General features: G+C 42.7%; 16 protein-coding genes. 13 read left to right on the top strand and 3 right to left on the bottom strand.

Translation table 11 applies throughout. The features are described from left to right. Window positions 1–66: 66 nt before the first annotated feature. The 9 genes from LPY66_RS03970 (at window position 67) to LPY66_RS04010 (ending at window position 15,938) form a co-directional block, all read left to right on the top strand. Window positions 67–1,209 carry a Fic family protein gene (locus LPY66_RS03970; protein ID WP_337986807.1) on the top strand — a complete coding sequence of 381 codons (1,143 nt, stop codon included), beginning with the start codon at window positions 67–69 and terminating at the stop codon, window positions 1,207–1,209. 362 nt (window positions 1,210–1,571) lie between these two features. After that, window positions 1,572–6,551: an AAA domain-containing protein gene (locus LPY66_RS03975; protein WP_337986808.1), complete on the top strand. Its 4,980-nt coding sequence runs from the start codon at window positions 1,572–1,574 to the stop codon at window positions 6,549–6,551. Further along, on the top strand, window positions 6,551–8,014 hold the full coding sequence (locus tag LPY66_RS03980; protein ID WP_337986809.1) for a hypothetical protein: 1,464 nt from the start codon (window positions 6,551–6,553) through the stop codon (window positions 8,012–8,014). The genes LPY66_RS03975 and LPY66_RS03980 overlap by 1 nt, the downstream gene beginning before the upstream one ends. Before the next feature lie 96 nt (window positions 8,015–8,110). Further along, window positions 8,111–8,482, top strand: coding sequence for a hypothetical protein (locus LPY66_RS03985; protein WP_337986810.1), 372 nt, complete (start codon window positions 8,111–8,113; stop codon window positions 8,480–8,482). A 43-nt stretch (window positions 8,483–8,525) separates the two neighbouring features. Continuing rightward, window positions 8,526–8,813, top strand: coding sequence for a hypothetical protein (locus tag LPY66_RS03990; protein WP_337986811.1), 288 nt, complete (start codon window positions 8,526–8,528; stop codon window positions 8,811–8,813). Window positions 8,814–9,263: 450 nt separating this feature from the next. Next, entirely contained in the window at window positions 9,264–10,736 is a 1,473-nt protein-coding gene (locus LPY66_RS03995) for a DUF3375 domain-containing protein (protein WP_337986812.1), read from the top strand. 27 nt (window positions 10,737–10,763) lie between these two features. Then, entirely contained in the window at window positions 10,764–11,360 is a 597-nt protein-coding gene (locus tag LPY66_RS04000) for a DUF4194 domain-containing protein (protein WP_337986813.1), read from the top strand. A gap of 5 nt (window positions 11,361–11,365) precedes the next feature. Further along, entirely contained in the window at window positions 11,366–14,770 is a 3,405-nt protein-coding gene (locus LPY66_RS04005) for an ATP-binding protein (RefSeq protein ID WP_337986814.1), read from the top strand. Next, window positions 14,751–15,938 (top strand): Wadjet anti-phage system protein JetD domain-containing protein, encoded by a 1,188-nt coding sequence (locus tag LPY66_RS04010; RefSeq protein WP_337986815.1) that lies wholly within the window; start codon window positions 14,751–14,753, stop codon window positions 15,936–15,938. Before LPY66_RS04005 ends, LPY66_RS04010 begins: the two co-directional genes overlap by 20 nt. A gap of 54 nt (window positions 15,939–15,992) precedes the next feature. Here the strand turns inward: LPY66_RS04010 and LPY66_RS04015 are convergent, their stop codons facing one another. Then, window positions 15,993–16,256, bottom strand: coding sequence for a helix-turn-helix domain-containing protein (locus tag LPY66_RS04015; RefSeq protein ID WP_337986816.1), 264 nt, complete (start codon window positions 16,254–16,256; stop codon window positions 15,993–15,995). A 174-nt stretch (window positions 16,257–16,430) separates the two neighbouring features. Here LPY66_RS04015 and LPY66_RS04020 point away from each other — a divergent pair, with 174 nt between their 5' ends. After that, window positions 16,431–16,586: a hypothetical protein gene (locus LPY66_RS04020; protein ID WP_337988187.1), complete on the top strand. Its 156-nt coding sequence runs from the start codon at window positions 16,431–16,433 to the stop codon at window positions 16,584–16,586. 5 nt (window positions 16,587–16,591) lie between these two features. Here the strand turns inward: LPY66_RS04020 and LPY66_RS04025 are convergent, their stop codons facing one another. Together LPY66_RS04025 and LPY66_RS04030 are read right to left on the bottom strand one after the other, a co-directional pair. Continuing rightward, window positions 16,592–16,825 (bottom strand): hypothetical protein, encoded by a 234-nt coding sequence (locus LPY66_RS04025; RefSeq protein ID WP_337986817.1) that lies wholly within the window; start codon window positions 16,823–16,825, stop codon window positions 16,592–16,594. Between the two features lie 99 nt (window positions 16,826–16,924). Then, the gene (locus tag LPY66_RS04030; RefSeq protein WP_337986818.1) at window positions 16,925–17,293 is read right to left on the bottom strand and encodes a DUF3102 domain-containing protein; all 369 of its coding nucleotides are present in this window, start codon (window positions 17,291–17,293) and stop codon (window positions 16,925–16,927) included. A 271-nt stretch (window positions 17,294–17,564) separates the two neighbouring features. Between LPY66_RS04030 and LPY66_RS04035 the strand changes: the two genes are divergently transcribed. The 3 genes from LPY66_RS04035 to argJ all read left to right on the top strand — a co-directional run bounded on the left by LPY66_RS04035 (window position 17,565) and on the right by argJ (window position 21,396). Then, window positions 17,565–18,482, top strand: coding sequence for a Fic family protein (locus tag LPY66_RS04035; protein WP_337986819.1), 918 nt, complete (start codon window positions 17,565–17,567; stop codon window positions 18,480–18,482). Between the two features lie 103 nt (window positions 18,483–18,585). Next, window positions 18,586–19,614 (top strand): N-acetyl-gamma-glutamyl-phosphate reductase, encoded by a 1,029-nt coding sequence (gene argC / locus LPY66_RS04040; protein ID WP_337986820.1) that lies wholly within the window; start codon window positions 18,586–18,588, stop codon window positions 19,612–19,614. Window positions 19,615–20,166: 552 nt separating this feature from the next. Then, entirely contained in the window at window positions 20,167–21,396 is a 1,230-nt protein-coding gene (argJ, locus tag LPY66_RS04045; RefSeq protein ID WP_337986821.1) for a bifunctional glutamate N-acetyltransferase/amino-acid acetyltransferase ArgJ, read from the top strand. Window positions 21,397–21,435: the final 39 nt, after the last annotated feature.

Consider the following 21,435-nt stretch of genomic DNA (forward strand, 5'->3'; position numbering starts at 1 on the left):
TTTAATTGACAAAACGAAATAACGATGTTATTCTATGTTCGTTATTTCAGGTAAAGGAAGTGCGATATGAAAAACCGCGCCGGGGAATTCAAAACTAATTTAACGGGCGAGCTCCAATATAAATCCTATTTTCCTAGACCGTTACCACCTGTCCCATCCCTTGAGTTGGATGAAGAAACCATCAAAATGCTAGTCAACGCAAATCGAAGCATCGGCATATTAGAAGGGTATTCCAGACAGATCCCGAATATTGAACTGTTTGTTTCGATGTATGTCCGCAAGGAAGCACTCTTATCTTCGCAAATTGAAGGGACCCAAGCAACATTGGATGACATACTTGACCCCAATATTGAGGAAAACACCAATCAGAATGTTTCAGATGTTATTAATTATATTAAAGCCTCACAATTTGCAATGGCCCGTCTAAATGATTTGCCAATATGCAACCGGCTGATCAAAGAAACGCATCAGATCCTGATGCAGAATGTCCGCGGAAGTGAGAAAAACCCGGGGGAGTTTAGAAACAGTCAGAACTGGATTGGGCCCGCAGGCAGTACATTGAAGGATGCCCGATATATCCCTCCGAATGTTGAGGATATGACAATAGCGATGTCAGACCTGGAAAAATTCATTAACGAAGAGGACGACCTGGAACCATTGATTAAAGCCGGATTGATTCATTATCAGTTTGAGACTGTTCATCCGTTCTTGGATGGCAACGGCAGGATCGGAAGATTATTGATTGCGCTTTACCTGATTGATAAACAAATAATGAGCCATGAGACTCTCTATATTTCCTACTTTTTGAAAAGAAACAGAATCGAATATTATGATCGGTTAACCGAGGTCAGAGCAAAAGGTAATTATGAGCAGTGGATAAAGTTCTTTCTCCAAGCTGCCTATGAATCGGCAAAAGACGCCATTGAGACGATGGAAAAATTGATTAAACTGCATGAAAAAAATCATGGTATCATCAAAGGCAAGGGAAAATCCGCCAAGACAGTCATCAAGGTATTTGATTACCTGGAACGCAGCCCAATTATTGATATCAAAAAGACAAGTCAAGAACTTAATCTCTCCTTTAATGCGGTATCCAATGCCGTAAACAAGCTCATTGAACTCGGAATACTAAAGCAAACGGAAAATGTTCGTCGCAGCCGCGTTTTTGCTTATGAGGAATATCTCGGAATTCTTAGGAAAGATACCTGATTGATATAGCGGTTGCGTCCAAATAACACCGCTGATAGTACTGGCGGCTAACATAGGTTTCCTTATCACACCGGGAAAGCAGGTCATAGAATCTGTCCCGGTGTTTTTTTCTGTTCATTTTTCAGCCTGGGTTTTGCAAGTCTGGACAAAGCTTTGAATTATATAATTGAATTCTGCTGCTTAAGATAAACTGCTATTTACTGGTTCGTAATAAGTTCAAATATTATTGGAAACTAAAAAGGAAACTTGAAAATAAGAGAGAATTAACAAATGTGTATAATTTAGTAAATTAAATTCTATTAATATCAATGTAACTTATCTAAACGTTTATTTAGCAATCTTCTTACAAGGCGGTACAGAAAATGGAAGTAACTGAGCATAATTTAGCCAAGACACGGATACTTCAGATTTTTAAATATTTACAGGCGTTAAATCAGTTAAGAAATCCTGTTATCCGGGATATTGATCTTCAACCGTGGTGTTTATGGTTTAAGGATCTTCCAGATTATAAGACAATAGGTAGAGGTCAATTTGAAAATAATGACTCCGATACGGTTTCCAATAGTATCGAACAATCAAACAGTTATGTGCTAAAAGTCCAGCGGCCAGATTTAACGGATGCACCACTGCCACCAAAAGAATATAGCTCAATCCTTAAAGATTCTTGGAAGAAGCCTGACCAGACTATTCATTTTCATTTAGAGAGTATTGCGCTAACAGGCGAAGAGGAAGAGGAAGAGCTTACCGATACGAAGGTACTTCATACGTACTTAAAAGAGCCTTCATTTGAAGAATGGTATAAAAGAAGAGAAATATGGGTGGAAAAAGAAATTTCGGCCCGGAAAGCTATGAGTATCTATAACCGGCTTTTTGAGTTATATGCACGGTTGGAAAAAGAAGCCGAACAGTATGAAATAGTTCTTGGTGATGGGTTATTAAGCTGGAACCACACGACTGGGAAGATTCATCATCCCATCTTACTAATGGGACTTAAATTGGAATTTGACCCTTCTGTACCGGAATTTTCGCTGCTGGAATCAGAGCAGCCGATCGAGATATATACAGCACTCTTTCGTTCAATCTCTGAGGTTACCGGAATAGCATTAAATCATTTACAGGAGGAGTTGGAACATAGTCAGTTCCATCCTTTAGGTGCACAGGAGACCGAAGAATATTTAAAACGGGTTGTTACGCAGCTATCTCCGTATGGACAATTATTTGAAAAAGAAGAGAGAACCCAAACCTCAGACACGCCTTGGATAATTCGCGAGCCTCTGGTATTTATGAGAAAACGGTCTCTTGGTTTTAGCAAAGCCATTGAAGAAATTATTCAAGATATTCCAGAGAATGAAGAACTCCCCGGATTTTTGAAAAATGTTGTTGGGATTGAGTATGAAGAAAAGCCCCAGGACTTTGAAGATACCATAAGAACCATGGACCCCAACGGTGAAGATGAAAATATTCTATTAAGCAAACCGGCTAACGCCGAGCAACTACTGATTGCTGATCGCTTGAATCATTCGAGTGCTGTACTTGTTCAAGGCCCACCTGGAACAGGGAAGACACATACGATTGCCAATTTGATTGGTCATCTTTTGGCGCAGGGCAAAAGCATTTTAGTAACCAGCCATACGTCGAAAGCCCTTTCTGTTCTCCATGAAAAGATCGTTGAACCCATACAGCCTCTTTGTTTAAGTGTCTTAAAAGACGACAGTCGCAAGCAATTGGAAAGCGCATTGGATGCGATAACGGAACGTCTTACTAATAGTAATCCGGAACAGTTGGAGCAGGAAGCTGCCACTCTGCAACAAGAAAGAATTAAATTATTGCAGGAGCTCCGGAATACACGTGAAAAACTTCTGCAAGCACGATCAGATGAGTATCGAAAAATCATTATTGCTGGCGAAGAATACGATCCATCTCAGGCTGCACGCTGGGTAGGAAATAATAAAGAAAAACTAAGTTGGATTCCTGGGCCTGTTCAACTGGGGATAGCTTTGCCCTTGTCAGAACGGGAATTGATTGAGCTTTATCGTACCAATACGGCTGTATCCGTAGAGGATGAAGCTGAATTAAATACGATTCTGCCAGACTTCAAGAAACTATTAACCCCTCAAGAATTTGAGGAAATTGTTAATCTCTATAAAGCTCTTTCTCAGGAAGATCTTTGTTATGGCAAGGAATATTGGGATACAAATAGAAATACGGATGTTCAAGAACTTGAAGCCCTATTCCAAGAAGTACGGACGGGAGTTCAGATTCTGCAAAAAGCTACGGAATGGCAGTTTAGTATGATTGAAGCTGGAATGTTAGGTTCTGAACATATTATTCCCTGGCAAAACCTCTGCGCTCAAATTGAGAGTACCTATGGAAAATCGTCCCAAGCTAAAGAACTTATCCTTGAATTTAATCCATATATTCCTGAAGATTCAATCACTGAAGAGATGCAAACCACGATTAAAGAAATAATTGATCATCTAAAAGAGGGAGGATCACTGAATTTCTTTAAACTGCTAACCAAAGCGCATTGGAAAACTTTTATTAATCAGGTTAAGATCAATGACAAACCGCCGAGCATCATCGACCATTTTGAAGCTCTCCAAAAGTACCATGACTTAAAGATTAGTCGGAAGAAATTAATGGAACGTTGGGAAAGACAAGTTACTGTAGTGCAAGGACCTAGCCTACAGGAATTAGGTTTTGAACCAGAGTATTCTTGCCATCAATACCTTTCCCATATTCAGGAATCAATTAATTGGCATACAAAAAGCTGGCTTACTTTAATCGAAAAAATGGAGCATTTAAGTTTTTTCTGGACTGCTTTCTATAATCAATCCGAAGTTCAGCTTGGGAAACACGGGGAGCTGTTGCGGTTAAGAAATGCTGCAGCTGAGGATTTAATCCAAATAATGAGTACACAAATCCGGCGCCTGCAGCTAAAACAAATCGAAACACAGCTCCATGAATTAAGGATAAGGCTGGAGAAAGAAAGCAGTACATCCTCTCATATCTCTCAACGACTTTTAGAAGCAATTCAAACTTTAGAACCGCTTCTTTACCGACAGTCTTTTCAGCGGCTTGTCGACATAGAAAACCGTGCTTCTGACCTAAAGGTAAGAAGGGAACTTTTGGCCAAACTGGAAAAAGACGCCCCGGCTTGGGCTTCAGCCATCACACAACGGTTCGAGGGTCATGGCGCAGGATTACTGCCTGGAGATCCAGGTGAAGCTTGGCAATGGCGGCAATTAGAAGATGAGTTAGCTGATCGTTCCAAAAAATCGATGGAAGAGCTCCAAGGGCAAATTGTAGAACTTGCCAAACGTTTGCGGGAGAAAACAGCAGTGCTTGTTGATAAGAAGGCGTGGGCCAAGCAGGTCCGCAGAACAACAATAACCCAAAGACAGGCACTTAACGGCTGGAGACTTCTGATGCAACGAATAGGTAAAGGAACCGGCAAACGGGTTCCAGAGTTAATGGCGGAAGCTCGAAGGCTAATGCCGGCTTGTCAAAGTGCTGTTCCTGTTTGGATTATGCCCTTGAGCCGAGTTGTAGAAAATTTTAATCCAAGGACAAATTCTTTTGATGTTGTCATTATTGACGAAGCCAGTCAAGCTGATGTCTTAGCTTTATCTGTGCTTTATATGGGCAAGCAGGTTATTGTTGTCGGGGATAATGAACAAGTAAGCCCTTCGGCTGTTGGACAAAAACAAGAAGAAACCGATAAGCTAATTGAAGAAAATTTAAAAGGAATCCCCAATGCCAAACTATATGATGGGCTTTTTTCCATATATGATTTAGCAAGTACTGTCTTCCAGCCCCTTTGCCTCCGCGAGCATTTCCGATGTGTGGCTCCCATTATTCAATTCAGTAATTACCTTTCTTACGAAGGTAAAAAAATAAAGCCTTTAAGAGACGATAGTACGTCAATGGTTCATCCGCCGACGATTGCTTACCGTGTCAAGGACGCCTTTAGCCAGAGGAAAGTAAATGAAAAAGAAGCAGAGGAAATTGCATCTTTAGTTGTTGCTTGTACTGAACAACCAGAATATCAGAACGCAACGATCGGAGTTATCTCTTTAGTGGGAGAGGAACAAGCGGTTATCATTGACCGCTTCCTGCAAGACCAGCTTTCGGCTGCGGATTATAAAAGAAGGCGAATTCAATGCGGGAATGCTGCCCAATTTCAGGGAGATGAGAGGGATATTATCTTCCTTTCTCTGGTTGATACGGCTATGGAAGAAGGACCGCTCAGTAAGCGGGCTGAAGGTGCCAATGATATGTATAAGAAACGATACAATGTTGCCGCCAGCCGAGCTAGAGATCAGATGTGGGTGGTCTATTCCATGGATCCGGAACGGGATCTTAAACCGGGGGATATTCGTGGGGAATTGATTAAGCATGCGAAAGACCCGCAAGCAATTCTTCGCCTGCTGGATACTGCAGGGAAAGAGACTGAATCCGAATTTGAAAAGCTTGTACTTTTCCGGTTGCGGCAAAAAGGTTATACAGTTCATCCGCAATGGAAAGTGGGCAGTTACAGGCTTGATATGGTGGTAGAAAATAAAGGTAAGCGTATCGCGTTGGAATGTGATGGTGATAAATGGCATACGCCGGATAACCTAGCTGAAGATATGTCACGGCAGGCAATCTTAGAAAGACTTGGTTGGCGCTTCATTCGGATTAGAGGAAGTGAATTCTTCAGAGATCCTGAAATGGTAATGCAGTACGTCTACGATAAATTAGCTTACTTTGAGCTTTTTCCGGAAAATACTCAGACAGACGATGAACAAAATGATGTTAAAGAAAACGATAACGAATTAAAGGATCGTGTTATCCGGCGAGCCGCCGAAATTCGTAGCATTTGGAACGGAGGAGAAATTGATGAAAGAGAACCTGAGTCAACTAATGAAGCGGTGCAGATAGCTAAACCATCAGAAACGTCTGATACTTACGAATATAAGCCTGACTCTTGTTTGATAGAATTGGTAACCGTTGAAAAAACTGAACCTATATTAGGACAGCAAAAGGAAGAAGATTTAGCCTTAGAAGAAAAGCTGCCTATAATAGAAGAAAAGAAAATTGAAGCTATAGAAGAGGTGAAGCCTGAAATACCTCAAACTGTATCCACACCGTTTGAGCTAATTTCTTTTCTTCAACAACACAACTTAGAATTTATTGATAATCGTCATAAAGGCGGAACAGTCTGGATAATCGGTAACCAAGATTTATCCCCATTAATTGAGAAATTAAAGACGTTCGAATATCTGTTTCGGTTAAAGCCGGAAGGCGGCAGAACGACCAAGAATCGTCCAGCTTGGTATTTACTCGGAGGTAAATCATAATGAAAGAATCGGTAGAACGATTTTCTAATAATATAAAGACGCAACTTGTTGATTTTACTGAACATCTGCTTGCAAAGGTGAAGGAAAATGAAGAAACCAATCTAAAAAAGGATGCAGATATTGAAAATCTCTCCAATCAATTAGCACAGGCCTTGCAAGAGAATAAAGAACTAAAAAATATTATTGCCAGTCAGGATTTTGAGTTAGACAGGCAGCGACAAATAGCCGATTTATCGACTTCGGATAGTCAGTTGATCATTATTTACCAGCCTCAAGATATTTTTAGTTATCCTCGTCACATTATACGTTGGTATTTTAATGAAGTGGATTTTTCCAGATTATCTTTTGAGGACCTTTCAGCGGCTATCAAGGGCTTATTGGAGTTTGGTGATTGTGAAACCATTGACGAGATCATCTATTATATCTGTGATTCCTGCTTGGATAAACTAAAACCAGCTGAAGTTCCAGTGTTGCTAGATATAATAAGAGATTATCTGGATATGCAGTATAAGAAACAATATTATTCTCCATCGGGTATTTATTATTTCCTTAATTCACTTCACATAAAGAATTGGACGAGCCTGCTCAAAGAAAACGGATTTGTCCAGCATTCAATGGGTATCCTTGAAGATCTGATCTTTCGAATCGAGGATTTTTCATTTACGATCAAGGAACCGCTTACGTTGTTAAAAGTATATATCGATCTAACCTTAAATGATGAAGCTAAGATGTGGTTGAAAAGAATCCTCACCTACATGGTTCCCGAGGCGGAAACGGATAGCAAAACACAATTGGAATTTCTATATATTGGATTCTGCTATCAACTTGATCAACAAGTGCTTGAATTTTTCCCGGAATTAAATGAGACTACTGCTGATAATCACTTATCTGAACTGAAAGCCTATATGGCTTACCAGAAAGCAGTCAATCGGCAAATGAATATCCAACAGGCTCTTGATACCATTCAAAGTCTTAGAGATGAACCACCGGTTATTGAAAAGTCTTTAAGAAAAAAAGTCTATGATCAGATGCTCGAAAAGCTCAAATTCAAGTTTTTAACTGAAATAAACCTTCCCCAGCAAGAAAATCAAAAAGATGAGAGCCAAACGTTATTTGATATGTATGAACTGGATAGCCTTGATCTTGTATTCCCAAAACAAGATCCAAGTCAAGAAAACACTGTGGATGGATGCTATACTGATAAATGGAATGAAGAATCTGACCTTAAGAAATTAGGCTATAGAACATCTTTATCTAGCTCAGAACGATGGGATGTTCTGGTTCATCGTGCTTTACCTAAGCTTGGTTATCAACGGGTATGCCAATACCTGAAATGGTTTATCGAACAGAAAAGTAGGATAAAACAAAAAGATTTCAGTCATGCTATAGCTATTTGGCAGCTGGATTTAAACAAGTTGAACAAATATATAATCGAGCATAATAAAATTAAAGATAGATTGTAATTTTAGAATATAAATACTAGACACTCTTGTTAGCTCTTTAAATTCTATTGATACTACAATTATGATGAGATAGTTTTATGATTCGAGGGTACTCCTATGCACGAAGGACGCCGAATCCGCCTGAAAAGACGCTTTCTTGAAGAAGGCCTCGATAGCTTTGAAGATCATCAAATTTTAGAGCTGTTGCTATTCTATGCCATTCCGTGCAAAGACACCAATGAACTTGCACATGTTTTAATCGAGAAGTATGGCTCTTTGTCCAAAGTCTTTGATGCTGATCCTAATGAATTAACCACTACGCCGGGTTTGGGAGAAAACTCAGCTGTTTTGCTGTCATTAATGCCATCTTTGGCCCGAATTTATTTCAAGGATTGCTGGGGAAGCGGACCCAACCTTGACAGTACGGCTAAAGCAGGAGAGTATATCTTAACTCTCTTCGCGGGAAGACCCTATATGATGGGATCATGATCAAAGTTATGACTATTATGTTGATAATCTATGTGGGAAGATTGTGCTAGAGCATCATGATGAAGAATATAAAACGAAAGATTCAGAAGTTATCGGAGATTTCCGTAGTCATTACTTTTATCATTGTGACCCAGATGGAAATTTTCTTGATATGCTTGATTCAGCCGATTCAATTGATGGTGATCTTTGCTTAGCTATCGGAGCTATTAAACATTCGAAGAAATGGAAGGAATTATACGAGTATTCTTCTGGAATCTTAAATATTGATAGATTTTATCTTAAACCAGAATTTAGGGGGAAAAATTTGGATATTATATATTTCCTGTACTAGTTGATGTCTTATCCAAACGAAAAGAATCGCTCATTACTATTATTCCTGAACCAATTAATGATATGGTAAGAGAACTAAGGAAAGATGAATCTTACATCAAAGGAACTTCGGAATACAAAAAGGCATTATCTCAGATGCAAACTTTTCTTAAACACTTTGGCTTTGAGCGCATTTATAAACAGCAAGTATGGGCTGCGGCGCTCATGGACGAATTGTTTTATAGCAGATGAAGCAATTTAATATTATATTATGTAATACCTCCTGAAAAAAATATTCGGGAGGTTTTGTTTCAGTTAAGAAACTCATACATTATACCTTGCCATTAAAAATCATTAAATTAATAGATGGTAATTAGTGAATCATTACAAATTCTGTAAAGGAATAAGATGGAATATGTCGAAATTACATTTGATTTAGTATTTATTTGTTTCAAGAATTGAAGGATGTAAAATGGCACAGCGAAAAAATGAGTTTTCAGAACATATGTCTTTTGAATTCCTGGAGTTGTTGCGCAAGAAGAATCCGGCCTGGCGCTTATTGGCTTCACCGCAGGCTCCCCTGATTGCTGCCTTCCTATATAAAGAGTTTATTGCGGAAAACCGGCGTCAAATCGCTGAGCAAGAGCTAATTGGCCGACTGGAAAGTTTTATTGACCAGTTGAATCAGGGTCGGAGCGATAACCTGTTTCCACGCTCAGGACGGGAGTACCTGGATGAATGGGCAAATGATCATCATGGATGGCTGCGCAAATTCTATCCTTCAGGACAGGACGAGCCCCATTTTGATGTAACCTCACTGGCTCAGAAAGCAATTGAATGGCTGCTGAATCTAAGGCAGCAAACCTTTATCGGCACGGAATCACGGCTGATTACTGTTTTTGAACTCCTTCACCAAATTGTAGAGCGGTCCGAGACGGATCCCAAGCTTCGTCTGGTGGAACTTGAGCGGCGAAAAGCTGAAATCGATCAGGAAATTACCCAGGTAAAAAACGGGCAAGTAGAACTATTGGATGAAACGCAAATCAAAGAACGCTTTTGGCAGGCGATGACAACAGCGCGGGAGATCCTTGCTGATTTTAGGGAAGTTGAACAGAATTTTAGAGAATTGGATCGTGGCATGCGGGAACAGATTGCTACTTGGAACAGAGGGAAAGGGGAATTGTTGGAAGCGATCTTTGAAGAACAAGATGGGATTTCCCAGTCGGAGCAAGGAAAAAGCTTTGCAGCATTCTGGAAATTTCTTATGTCTCCATCTTACCAAGATGACTTTGAGGAAACACTGGCAAGAGTTGTGCAATTAAGACCGGTGCAGGAAATGGGCGCGAGCCGGAATATTCGTCATATTCATCATGACTGGGTGAATGCCGGGGCTCATGTTCAAGAAACAGTAGCAGCCTTATCTCAGCAATTAAGACGCTATGTGGATGAGAATTTTCTGGAAGAAGAACGCCGGATCAATCAAATTGTACGGGAGATCGAAGGAAAAGCTGTTACTGTCCGTAACAATCCCCCGATAGAATGGGAAATAGACATTGACGGGGTGAAGCCTGATATTCAATTGCCGCTGGACAGACCGCTCTTTACACCGCCTCAGCGGCCTGTAATTATTGATGATACGATAGATGTTGGAACGGAGGATGTTCCGGCCGAAGCGCTCTTTTCCCAGGTTTATGTAGATAAGGAAAAGTTAAAGAGCCAAATTGCTTATCTGCTGCAGGCTCAGCACGGGATCACGCTGTCCAAAATCATTGAGCATTACCCTTTGGAGTTAGGTCTCAGCGAGCTGGTAACTTATTTGGTGATTGCCAGCGAGAGTCCACAAGTGGATTTTTATCCTGATGATTTGGAAGAAGTATGCTGGAAGGATGAAAAGGGGAGAGTGCGGATGGCAAGAATGGCCAAAATACTTTTTAGACGCGCTTAAAAGCCTGTCTTTTGGAGGATTATCAATATGAGTCAATTGGATGATTTCGCGTTTTCACGGACTTTGGTGGCACTTTTTAAAAATGTCGTGTTTAAAGAAGCGGAGCCGGAACACTGGAAAGTGATTACTGATCAAAAAAACAGAATAGAAGATTATGTGAGCAAGATCGGGTTGACACTGATTGTAGACGAGATGGACGGTTACGGGTATTTGAAGCAGCGATCATATGGAGAAGGTGAAGAGGAGATCCCACGCTTGGTGCCCCGTCACGCGCTGAGTTATCCGGTTAGTCTCCTGTTAGTTCTGCTGCGGAAACAATTGTTGGAGTTTGATTCGACAACCGGAGATCAGCGACTCATTGTAACCAAGCAGCAAATCGTCGAACGAATGAGTTTATTCTTGAAGGACACAACGAACGAAGCGAAACTTGTAGGAGATATAGATAAACATATGGAGCGTGTTGAAAAGATGGGTTTCTTACGCCGCTTGCGAGGCAGCGAAGACAGTTTCGAAGTGCAACGTATTCTCCGTAGTTTTGTCAATGCTGAGTGGCTGAACAATTTCAACGAGCGGCTGGGTGCGTATCAACGGTATGCCGGCGGTGAATTCAAGGAAGAGGAGTAGCGGTCATGAGTTTGTTTAATCTTGAACAAGATCCAGGAATGCTATTCGGAGCTACGCCAGGATTCCGTTTATCCAAGCTTGAGGTATTCAATTGGGGTACTTTTGATGGGAAAGTCTGGTGCTTTACCCCACAAGGACAAACAGCACTGTTAACCGGTGATGTTGGTTCAGGTAAATCGACGCTGGTCGATGCTTTGACGACGCTTTTGGTATCACCAAGGAAAGTCGCCTACAACAAAGCAGCCGATGCCAGTGCGAAAGAACGGTCGATCACTTCTTATGTACGCGGCTATTTCGGACAGAAAAGAAGTGCTGAAGGATCGGGTCAACCCGATTCCTTGCGAGATCCCAATCATTATACGGTCATCTTAGCCACATTTCAGGATCAAGGTTTGTCTCAGTATGTTACGTTAGCGCAATTCTTCTGGTTTCAGGACCCGCAAAAACTTCCTGTTCGTTTTTATGTCGTAGCAGATAAGGAAATGGCAATTGCTAAAGATTTTTCGAAGTTTGATAAGGATGTCCGGATTCTGAAAAAGCGTCTTAAGAATAGTGACAGGGTGTATGTGTTTGAGGATTATACCCGGTATGCTGAATCATTTCGCCGGAAATTTGGCATTGAGCAAGAGCAGGCTTTGGACTTGTTCCAACAGACGATTTCCATGAAGAAGGTTGAGGCGCTGACAGATTTTGTGCGGGCCAATATGCTGGAGGCTCCTAATACAAATGAGGATGTAGAAAAACTGATTAATCACTTTCATGATTTGAACTGTGCGCATGAAGCTGTGATAAAAGCAAAAAATCAGATTCAGAAGTTAAACCCGATTGTTGAACAGGGCGGCCTTTACGGTCAGCTGAATCAGAAACAGAATTTGCTAACCAGCGCACGCCGTGCACTGGGACCGTGGTTTGCCGAGCAGATGGTTGTCTTACTGACTGAAAAGATGACCAATCTTGAGCGAGAGTTGGCTTTGGCCACGGCAGCACGTGAACAGGCAGAAGTGATCAAGGGCAATATTGAGATAAATATTAGTGATATTGAGAAAGAAATTTATTCAAATGGCGGCAGTGCACTTGAAGCGCTAAAAAAAGAAATTGAAAATTGCCAAAAAACACTTGAACGTGTTCGGAAGGATCTGCAAAATTATACGAAGCTGGCTCAGGTATTGAAACTGCCTTTACCCACATCTTTGGAGATCTTCGTGAATAACCGTCAAAAACTGCCGGAATTAAAGTCTGCCGAAGAAAAACTACGGGGGACGTTAAAGGAAGACCTCGAGACGGCTCTAACAGAAAAGAATGAAGCAGATCGGGAATTGAAAAAAGTGACGGCAGAACTTGAGTCGCTGCGTTCCCGAAAATCCAGTGTACCCCGGGAATTTATTGAGAAACGGAAACAGCTCTGCGAAAGTCTACATATTGCCGAAGAGGAACTGCCATTTGTGGGTGAACTGCTCGAAGTTAGAGCGGAAGAAGGGAGCTGGGAAGGCGCAATTGAAAGATTGATGCACAACTTTGGTCTATCCATGTTGGTTCCGGAAGAGCATTATCCCTCTGTCCTGCAGTGGGTGGACCGAACATCTCTGGGAATGCGGTTGGTTTATTATCGGGTTCAATTTGAGAAGGTCCAGCCTTTTTCCGGGCATCGCAATCCTTTGGCAGTTTCGGAAAAACTCAATATAAAAACGGATTCGCCATTTGGCATTTGGCTGACCAGAGAACTACAGCAACGCTTTGCGCATATCTGCTGCGAGGATATGGACCAATTCCGCCGTGAACAGCAAGCAATTACCAAGGCGGGCCAGATAAAAGCCAATGGGAGCCGCCATGAAAAAGATGACCGGCACAACATCAATGATCGCAAGCGTTATATCTTAGGATTTTCGAATCAGAAAAAAATTGCTGCCCTGGAAGAAATGGAACGGAATTTAATAGAAGAGGTTCAATTCTACGGGGCGGAAGCAAACGATATTCATGAGCGCCAGAACGCCGGGCAGACGCGGTTGAATGCCATCAATGACTTGGACAGTATTACGAACTTTTCAGACATTGATAGTGGACCAATCGAGAAGGAGATCGCAGATAAAGAGAAAAGAAAGTCGGAACTAGAGCAGGAAAGTGATATACTCCAAGGGCTTCAAAGGCAGTTGAAAGATCTAAAGAAGCAAAAGTCCGACCAGGAAGCAATTTTCGACGATGCTCGAAAAAACGAGATAACGTTGGAAAATAAGCTTAAGGAGATAATTCAGGAGAAAGAACGCAATGTACATATCGCCAGTGAAGCTTCACCAGGTATGCGCGAACAGGAATATCCGTTTTTGAAGAAGCACGCAGCAACGGCTTTACAGAATAGTAAACTGACATCGGAAAATGCGAAAACGCTGGAACGAAACTATTCTGATTGGATTGATCGAGAGCGCGAAACACTTGACAAAGAGATTGACCGGCTAAAGGGTAGGATCATTAGATCGATGTCGGAGTACAATAACAGCTATCCTGAAGAAACCAAAGAGGTCGTTTCCGATATCGAGACTCTCCCAGAATATGAACGTATGTTGGCACAGCTTGAAAAAGACGGATTGCCGAAATTTGAATTGCGCTTTAAACAGTTACTGCATGAAAACACCATTAATCAGATTGCTCTATTTCAAGCAAAATTAAAACAAGAACAAGATACCATTAAGAACCGGATCGAACAGATCAATGGATCTCTCAGCACTATTGACTATAATGAGGGACGGTATATCCGGTTGGAATATGATGAAACCTATGATTCCGATATTAAGGATTTTCGAGTACAGCTTAAAGCCTGCACCGAAGGCGCTTTGACTGGCTCAGAAGATGAACAATACGCTGAAGCCAAGTTTTTACAGGTCAAGACCATAATCGAGCGTTTCCGAGGCAGACCCGGAGAGACTGACAGCGATGCGCGCTGGACTAAAAAAGTAATTGATGTGCGCAATTGGTTCTTATTTGCCGCTTCGGAAAGATGGCGCGAGACCGATGAAGAATATGAGCATTATACCGATTCCGGCGGCAAATCTGGGGGACAAAAGGAAAAACTGGCCTATACCATATTAGCGGCAAGCTTGGTTTACCATTTTGGTCTGGAAGGGCAGGATAGCAGGCCGCAATCCTTCCGCTTTGTTGTGATCGATGAAGCCTTTTTGAAAAGTTCGGATGAATCGGCACGTTTTGGGCTGGAACTGTTTCGAAAGCTCGATCTTCAGCTCCTGATCGTGACACCGTTACTCAAGATACCCACGATCGCGCAATTCATTGCCCATGTCGGCTTTGTGCATCATGATGATGTGAAGCATCAATCCATGCTTCGCAATATCTCAATTGAGGAATATGAGCGTGAACGAAAAGTCCGGGAGGCAGCGCATTATGTCAACCAAGTGGTCTGATCCAAAGTGGATTCGGGAGGAATTAAACAAAAAATGGGAATCAGGACGTATTCTGCGCTCAATATTCGAACAAGATGATTTATTTCCGCTTCAGATATCTCTGAAAAAACCACTGCGAAATGAGGTTAACGAGAATTTCGCAGAAATCTCCAGATGGATCAAATTACTAAAAGATCATTGCAAAGAGAAAATTGGTTTTGGATATGAATTAATCGAAAAAGAAATGGTTCTACGGCAAGCCGGGCGCAACCAAATGCCTACACATGCTATTATTCCGACAGTGCAGGATGCCTTGCGGTTGATTAAAAAAGAATACGAAGCGAATAGGTTTGTGGAACTTTCCCGAGTGATTCAATCATCGTGGCCAAATTTAGATGAATGGATTGGTAAATATCCTCATAAAGTGCTTGATGTAGGTAATGAATGGAGCGGAATTCTGGCAGTGCTGACATGGTTCTATGATCATCCCCGATGCGGCTTATATATGCGGCAGCTAGATATTCCGGGGATAGATACTAAGTTTATTGAACAGCGAAAAGGAATTATAACGGAACTATTAAATATCATTCTACCAGAAGATGTGATTGAGAAGAATGTCCCTTCTTTTGAACAGCGTTATGGATTACGGGTTAAGCCAGTAACGGTCAGATTGCGTATGTTGGATCAAGAACAGTATATTTTTGGTCTTTCAGATATGATAATCCCGGTTGAACAATTAGCGCTATTGAACCCGCCGGTATCCAGAGTTTTTATTACCGAAAATGAAATCAATGGATTGTGCTTTCCGGATGTCAGGAGCAGTATGGTAATTTTCGGGTTAGGTTACGGTGTGGATGTACTAAAGGCTGTTCCCTGGTTAAAAGAGAAGGAAATCTATTATTGGGGCGATATTGATACCCACGGGTTTTCCATGTTGGATCAAGTTCGAAGTTTTTTACCGCAAACTCGATCCATGCTTATGGACGAAAGGATTCTGCTTAATCATCATCATTTATGGAGTGTGGAAGAAAAACCTTTTTTCGGCCAACTAACTCGGTTAACGGCTGATGAGTATAAGCTTCTTTGCTTGCTTCAAGGGAATTCATGGGGCAGGGGTGTCCGGCTAGAGCAGGAGCGGGTTTCTTTTCAGCAGGTAAGAGATGTGATAGAAATTATTATCCCTAGATAATAATAAAGGATATCCCGATAGATAAATATTAATAAGGTTATAACTTTAGAGGTTTTAGGATTCTTTGCTAACCCTTTCTGGGGTTAATCCCTTAAAAAACTCTTCATAATCAACATCAAAAATCTCCTTAAATAAAATCAGATCGCTGACATAGATGTTCCTGACTCCTTGCTCAATATGGGCATAATTTGCCCTTGACATGGAACGGCCTAATAATTGAAGCTTGGTTACCATATCCGTTTGGGAATAGTTGAGGCTTTTTCTTAAACGTTGAATATTTGCCCCAATATGCAGATCTTGTAATAATTTTTGCATCATGCGTTCCTCCAGCTACGATACTATATAGTATCCATTTTTTATTGATTTTAGCAGGAAGAAAAAGTAAAATAGATACCAAGTGGTATCTAGCGGGATATATTTTAGACTTTGCTTCGCAGATGCTGGGAAATACTTCGATTATTAAGGTGATATAAATTGGTGGATTATAAAAAGATGTACACGGAACTGTTCAATAAAGTAACTGGTATCATTGAGCAACTACAGGAAATTCAGCAGCAAACAGAGCAAATGTACATAGAAAGCTCGGAACCAAAAATTATTCGGTTAGTGCGGGAAGATGATATGGTTAGTCCAGAGCGGAATGAGTAAAGGCATTAATCTTTTACATCATTTTCATCTTGATCAATATTTTCCTGTACTTTCGGAGCTGTTCGGGACGCTTTCTCTATTCTCTTTAACTTGTTCATCGTCTTAGTCATTAGCTTATTGGCATGTGCTATATATAATTTACATGTATCCGGGTCCGCTGCGGCCATTTCTTTGATGGCGATAAAAAGATCATCGAATCCTTTGGCTATCAGCTCAAAGCGGGCATCTGCCTGGGTCATGGAGAGGTTAAGCTTTAAAAGGCTGTTTTCTTGCTCTATCTGGGCAATGTGCTTGGCTTCTGCATTTTCATTTTTCAGGATGTCAAGCTTCCGCTTCAGCTACAAAACATTTCCCTGCTCGGCCCATACCGCTTGCAGGTTTTCAATGGCTTCTTTTTTTGCCCGATCGCGCTCATCGGATAATTTAGTGATTTTATCTTTTTGCTCAGCACAGACTTTCTGCAGGTCATCATTATCGGCAAGATCCTGGTTTCTCATAGATACTGCCTGCTGCAGCTGCTGCTTACTCATGTTGCCTGCGTCATTCTCAGCGATAAACTCATCCCGTTCCTCTTCCGGGAGCCCGAGAATAATGAGTGCTTGGGTGTTGGTGTAGGTCAGATTCGTCACTGGTGACGAATCTGATATTTCCTGACCTTCGGATGAGACTTGCAGTTTAGCCTCACATTCATCGAAGATTTGCATCATCCTATCTGCCGTTCTTTGAGAATAAATGCGGCAGCAGCGCTTTGGCTTCCTTTGAGGCGTTTTGTCAGCAAATCACTCATAGTATCCCGCACTTTCCTGTTCTTTCGTGACATAATATGGGATAAGCCTGACAATAGTGACAATGGATGGAGACAAATTGACTATTTATCAGCTCTTAATTTATAGGAATAATAAGATTGAAGAAGGCAATAATATTGTTGGTATTATTCCGATGATGCGGTATACTAAAAAAGACTCAGGAGGTGAAGATATGGAATACTTAACGGTAAAACAGGCTTCGGAGCGCTGGGGCATATCCGATCGGCGTGTTCGCGTGCTTTGTGAGGAGGGGCGGATACACGGTGTAATCAGAAAAGGACGTTCTTATCTTATTCCGGCAGATACACTAAAGCCAATTGACGGACGCAGTCTCCGTGGCAAGGAGATTCCGGAACAATATGCGGCACTCTTTGCGTCTGTCGATGGGATGAAGGCGGAGCTTGACCGTCGGCGTCCGCTGACAAGCGGGGAATTAAAGCGTTTGCAGGACGAATTCCTCGTGGAATTCACGTACAACTCAAACGCGATTGAGGGTAACACGCTGACACTTCAGGAAACGGCACTTGCCTTGGAGGGCGTGACAATTGACCAAAAACCGCTCAAAGATCATTTGGAGGCGGTGGGACATCGCGATGCATTCCTTTATGTCGTTTCTCTTGTCAGTGAAAAGGTTCTTGTTTCGGAACGGATTATACGTGAAATTCACGCGCTTGTTTTGATTGACAGACCGGAAGACAAGGGTGTATATAGGAGAATTCCAGTAAAGATCATGGGTGCACACCATGAACCTATGCAACCTTATCTTATTCCTGTTCAAATGGAGCGGTTAATTGCGGAGTTAGCCAACCATAACCGGCATGTCATAGAAAAGGCAGCGCTGTTTCATTTGAATTTTGAGGGAATCCATCCGTTTATAGACGGAAACGGGCGTACCGGTCGGTTGATATTGAACCTCATGCTCATGCAGGCGGGCTACCCGCCCATTGATGTGAAATTTTCCGACAGGAGAAAATATTACGCCTGTTTTGACAGTTATTATCTGGACAATGATGCGTCGCCGATGGTGAATATGGTCGGAGAGTATGTAAAAGAAAGACTTTCACAGTATTTGAACCTATTGCAGGATTAAAAAATGGGTAATTATTCAAAACAGATATTGAATAATTATGCGTTTGTATGTATAATTATAAAAACAATCATTCTGCCGCCATCGGTGTTTGGAGGGAATAATTATGATCACGATTGGCATTCTTGGCGTAACCGGCTATACAGGACAGGAACTGCTTCGATTATTGAATAATCACCCCGAGGTCAAGGTAACTTACCTTGGCTCCTCGAGCTCAGCAGGTAAACGTATTTCAGATATATGCCCCCATTTTCAGGATAGTGTGGATACCGTACTGGAGACAGAAGACGTACCTGATGTCGATGTCGTCTTCATGGCCTTGCCGCATGGCATTGCATCGGCCAGGGCAAGGGAGCTGCTGCAGCGAGGTATTAAGATTATCGACCTTGGCGCCGATTTTCGGCTAAAAGACGTTGCGACCTATGAGAGTTGGTACAGGGTAGCTCACGCGGACCCTACGCTCTTGAAGGAGGCTGTCTACGGGCTGCCTGAACTTTACCGAGAACAAATCACCGGCAAAACCCTGATAGCCAATCCGGGCTGTTATCCGACAGCATCCCAGTTAGCACTCGTACCGCTGCTTCGCGCAGGGCTGATTGAAATGAACGGCATCATTATTGACGCGAAATCAGGCGTCTCAGGGGCTGGACGCGGGATCGTCCAAAACCTGCATTATTCTGAAGTGAACGAAAATTTTAAAGCGTATGGGGTTGGCGTTCACCGACACACACCGGAAATCGAACAGCAATTAAGTGATGCGGTAAATTCACCGGTGGTTATTAACTTTACGCCTCACCTCGTACCGATGACACGCGGGATACTGACAACGATTTATGCCGCCATCACGAGCGGCGTCAGTGAAGAGGATCTGAAGAACTGCTGGCATTTGATGTACGACAATGAACCGTTTATCCATGTGATGCCGGAAGGTGAATGGCCTCAGACAAAATACGCCTACGGCAGCAACCACGCCTATCTGCAGCTTCGATATGATCCGCGCACCAACCGCGTTGTCCTTGTCTCGGCCATCGATAATCTCGTTAAAGGAGCATCCGGCCAAGCCATTCAGAATATGAACATCCTGTTCGGGCTCCCCGAAACCACCGGCCTCCAACACACCGCCCTCTGGCCGTAGGTGACAAAAGGGGCGGGGGACAAAAGGGACGTAGGTTTTTGTCTCCTTTCTAGTACAACCTTCTCTAACTCTTTGTACACTTCCCTGTTACATTTTTTAATACCCCAAATCAGTCTGGGTGCTGCAACAAGTCCGGCGTCAAGCAAAGCACGGATAGCGAAGAGCAACGATCCATGGAGGGCGCAAAAAAGGCCTTATCTGGCCTTTTTACTGCTGAAAGCGAAATTGTGGCAACCAGTCCAACCCCAGACGCTTATTTTTACAGACTTGCTTATTGATTTAGCGAACGTTGTACTAGGAGTCTGACCATTCTTGAATTACTTACTCAAATTGCTCCAGAGTAAGGACGCGTGCACAATACCGACGTCAAGCGGAGCACGGATTGCGAAGCGCGGCTCTTTGTGCCATGGAGGGCACAAGAGCCGAAAGTGGTATTGTGTACGCGGCCCAGCCCCATATACGAATATTTGCTAACTTATTTAAAGAACGTTGTACCAGTCAGAAAAATAATGTCCTATCAAATCAATAAAGACCGCAAAAGGAGGAAGTGTTATGTGGAAGCAGATTGATGGCGGAATTTCCGCACCGCTTGGTTTTTTTGCCTGCGGTGTTCAAGCCGAAATAAAATATAAGGATAAATATGACCTTGCGCTGATCGTGTCCGATGTACCGGCCAGCGCATCCGGTGTATATACCCGGAATGTGGTAAAAGCCCATCCGTTGGTATTGACTGAAAACCACCTGCAGAAGGGGAAGGCCCAAGCGGTTGTTGTCAACAGTGGGAATGCCAATGCCTGCATGGGTGAGATCGGCGATCAAGCCGCCATGGAAATGGTAAAAAAGACAGCGCAGGAACTGGGGCTTTCCCCCGAGGATATTGTGGTATCCTCAACCGGCGTCATTGGACAGCCGCTTCCCCTGGAGAAGGTCGTCCCGGGTATTCATTTAGCCGCAGAAAAGATTGCTTCACTAAAAGGGAGCAACGATACCGGTGCGAAAATGGAAGCAGCCCATCATGCCGCGTTGGCTATTATGACCACCGATACCATGGTTAAGGAGATGGCGTTTGAGCTCGAATGTGCCAAGGGCAGCATTAAGCTGGGGATCATCGCCAAGGGATCCGGGATGATCCATCCCAATATGGGCACCATGCTTGGTTTTATTACCACGGATGCCAAGGTTGAGGCGTCTGCATTGAAATCGTTGCTCAAAGAGGCCACGGATGAAAGCTTCAATATGGTCACCGTGGATGGCGATACCAGCACCAATGATATGGTCGTCATGTTAGCCAACGGAATGTCCGGGATTCAGCCGGAAGGTACCGATTGGGAGAATTTCTCGGCAATGGTGCGTCACGCCTGTTGTTTGATGGCCCAAGCCATCGCCCGGGATGGCGAGGGTGCCAGCAAATTTATTGAAGCGAAAGTGACCGGAGCCGCTTCACTGGACGCGGCAAGGCAAATTGCTCGCAGTATATGCGGGTCGAATTTGGTTAAATCGGCCATGTATGGTGAAGATGCCAATTGGGGCAGGATTCTCGCCGCCGCGGGTTATTCCGGCGCGACGTTTGATCCCAAGCAAGCGGATATCTATTTAAACGGACTTCAAGTAGCAGCCCATGGCCAGGGTCTGGCTTTTTCGGAAAATGACGCTGCCGCACTGTTAAAGAAAGCGGACATTGTGGTCGAAGTCGTTCTTGGCGACGGGGATTACAGCGCTGTTGCCTGGGGTTGTGACCTTACTCATAAGTATATTGATATTAATGCAGACTACCGAACCTGATCCGATATCAGGGTAACATTTCCGGAATTAACCTGTACA

The organism is Dehalobacter sp. DCM, assembly GCF_024972775.1.
GTDB lineage: Bacteria > Bacillota > Desulfitobacteriia > Desulfitobacteriales > Syntrophobotulaceae > Dehalobacter.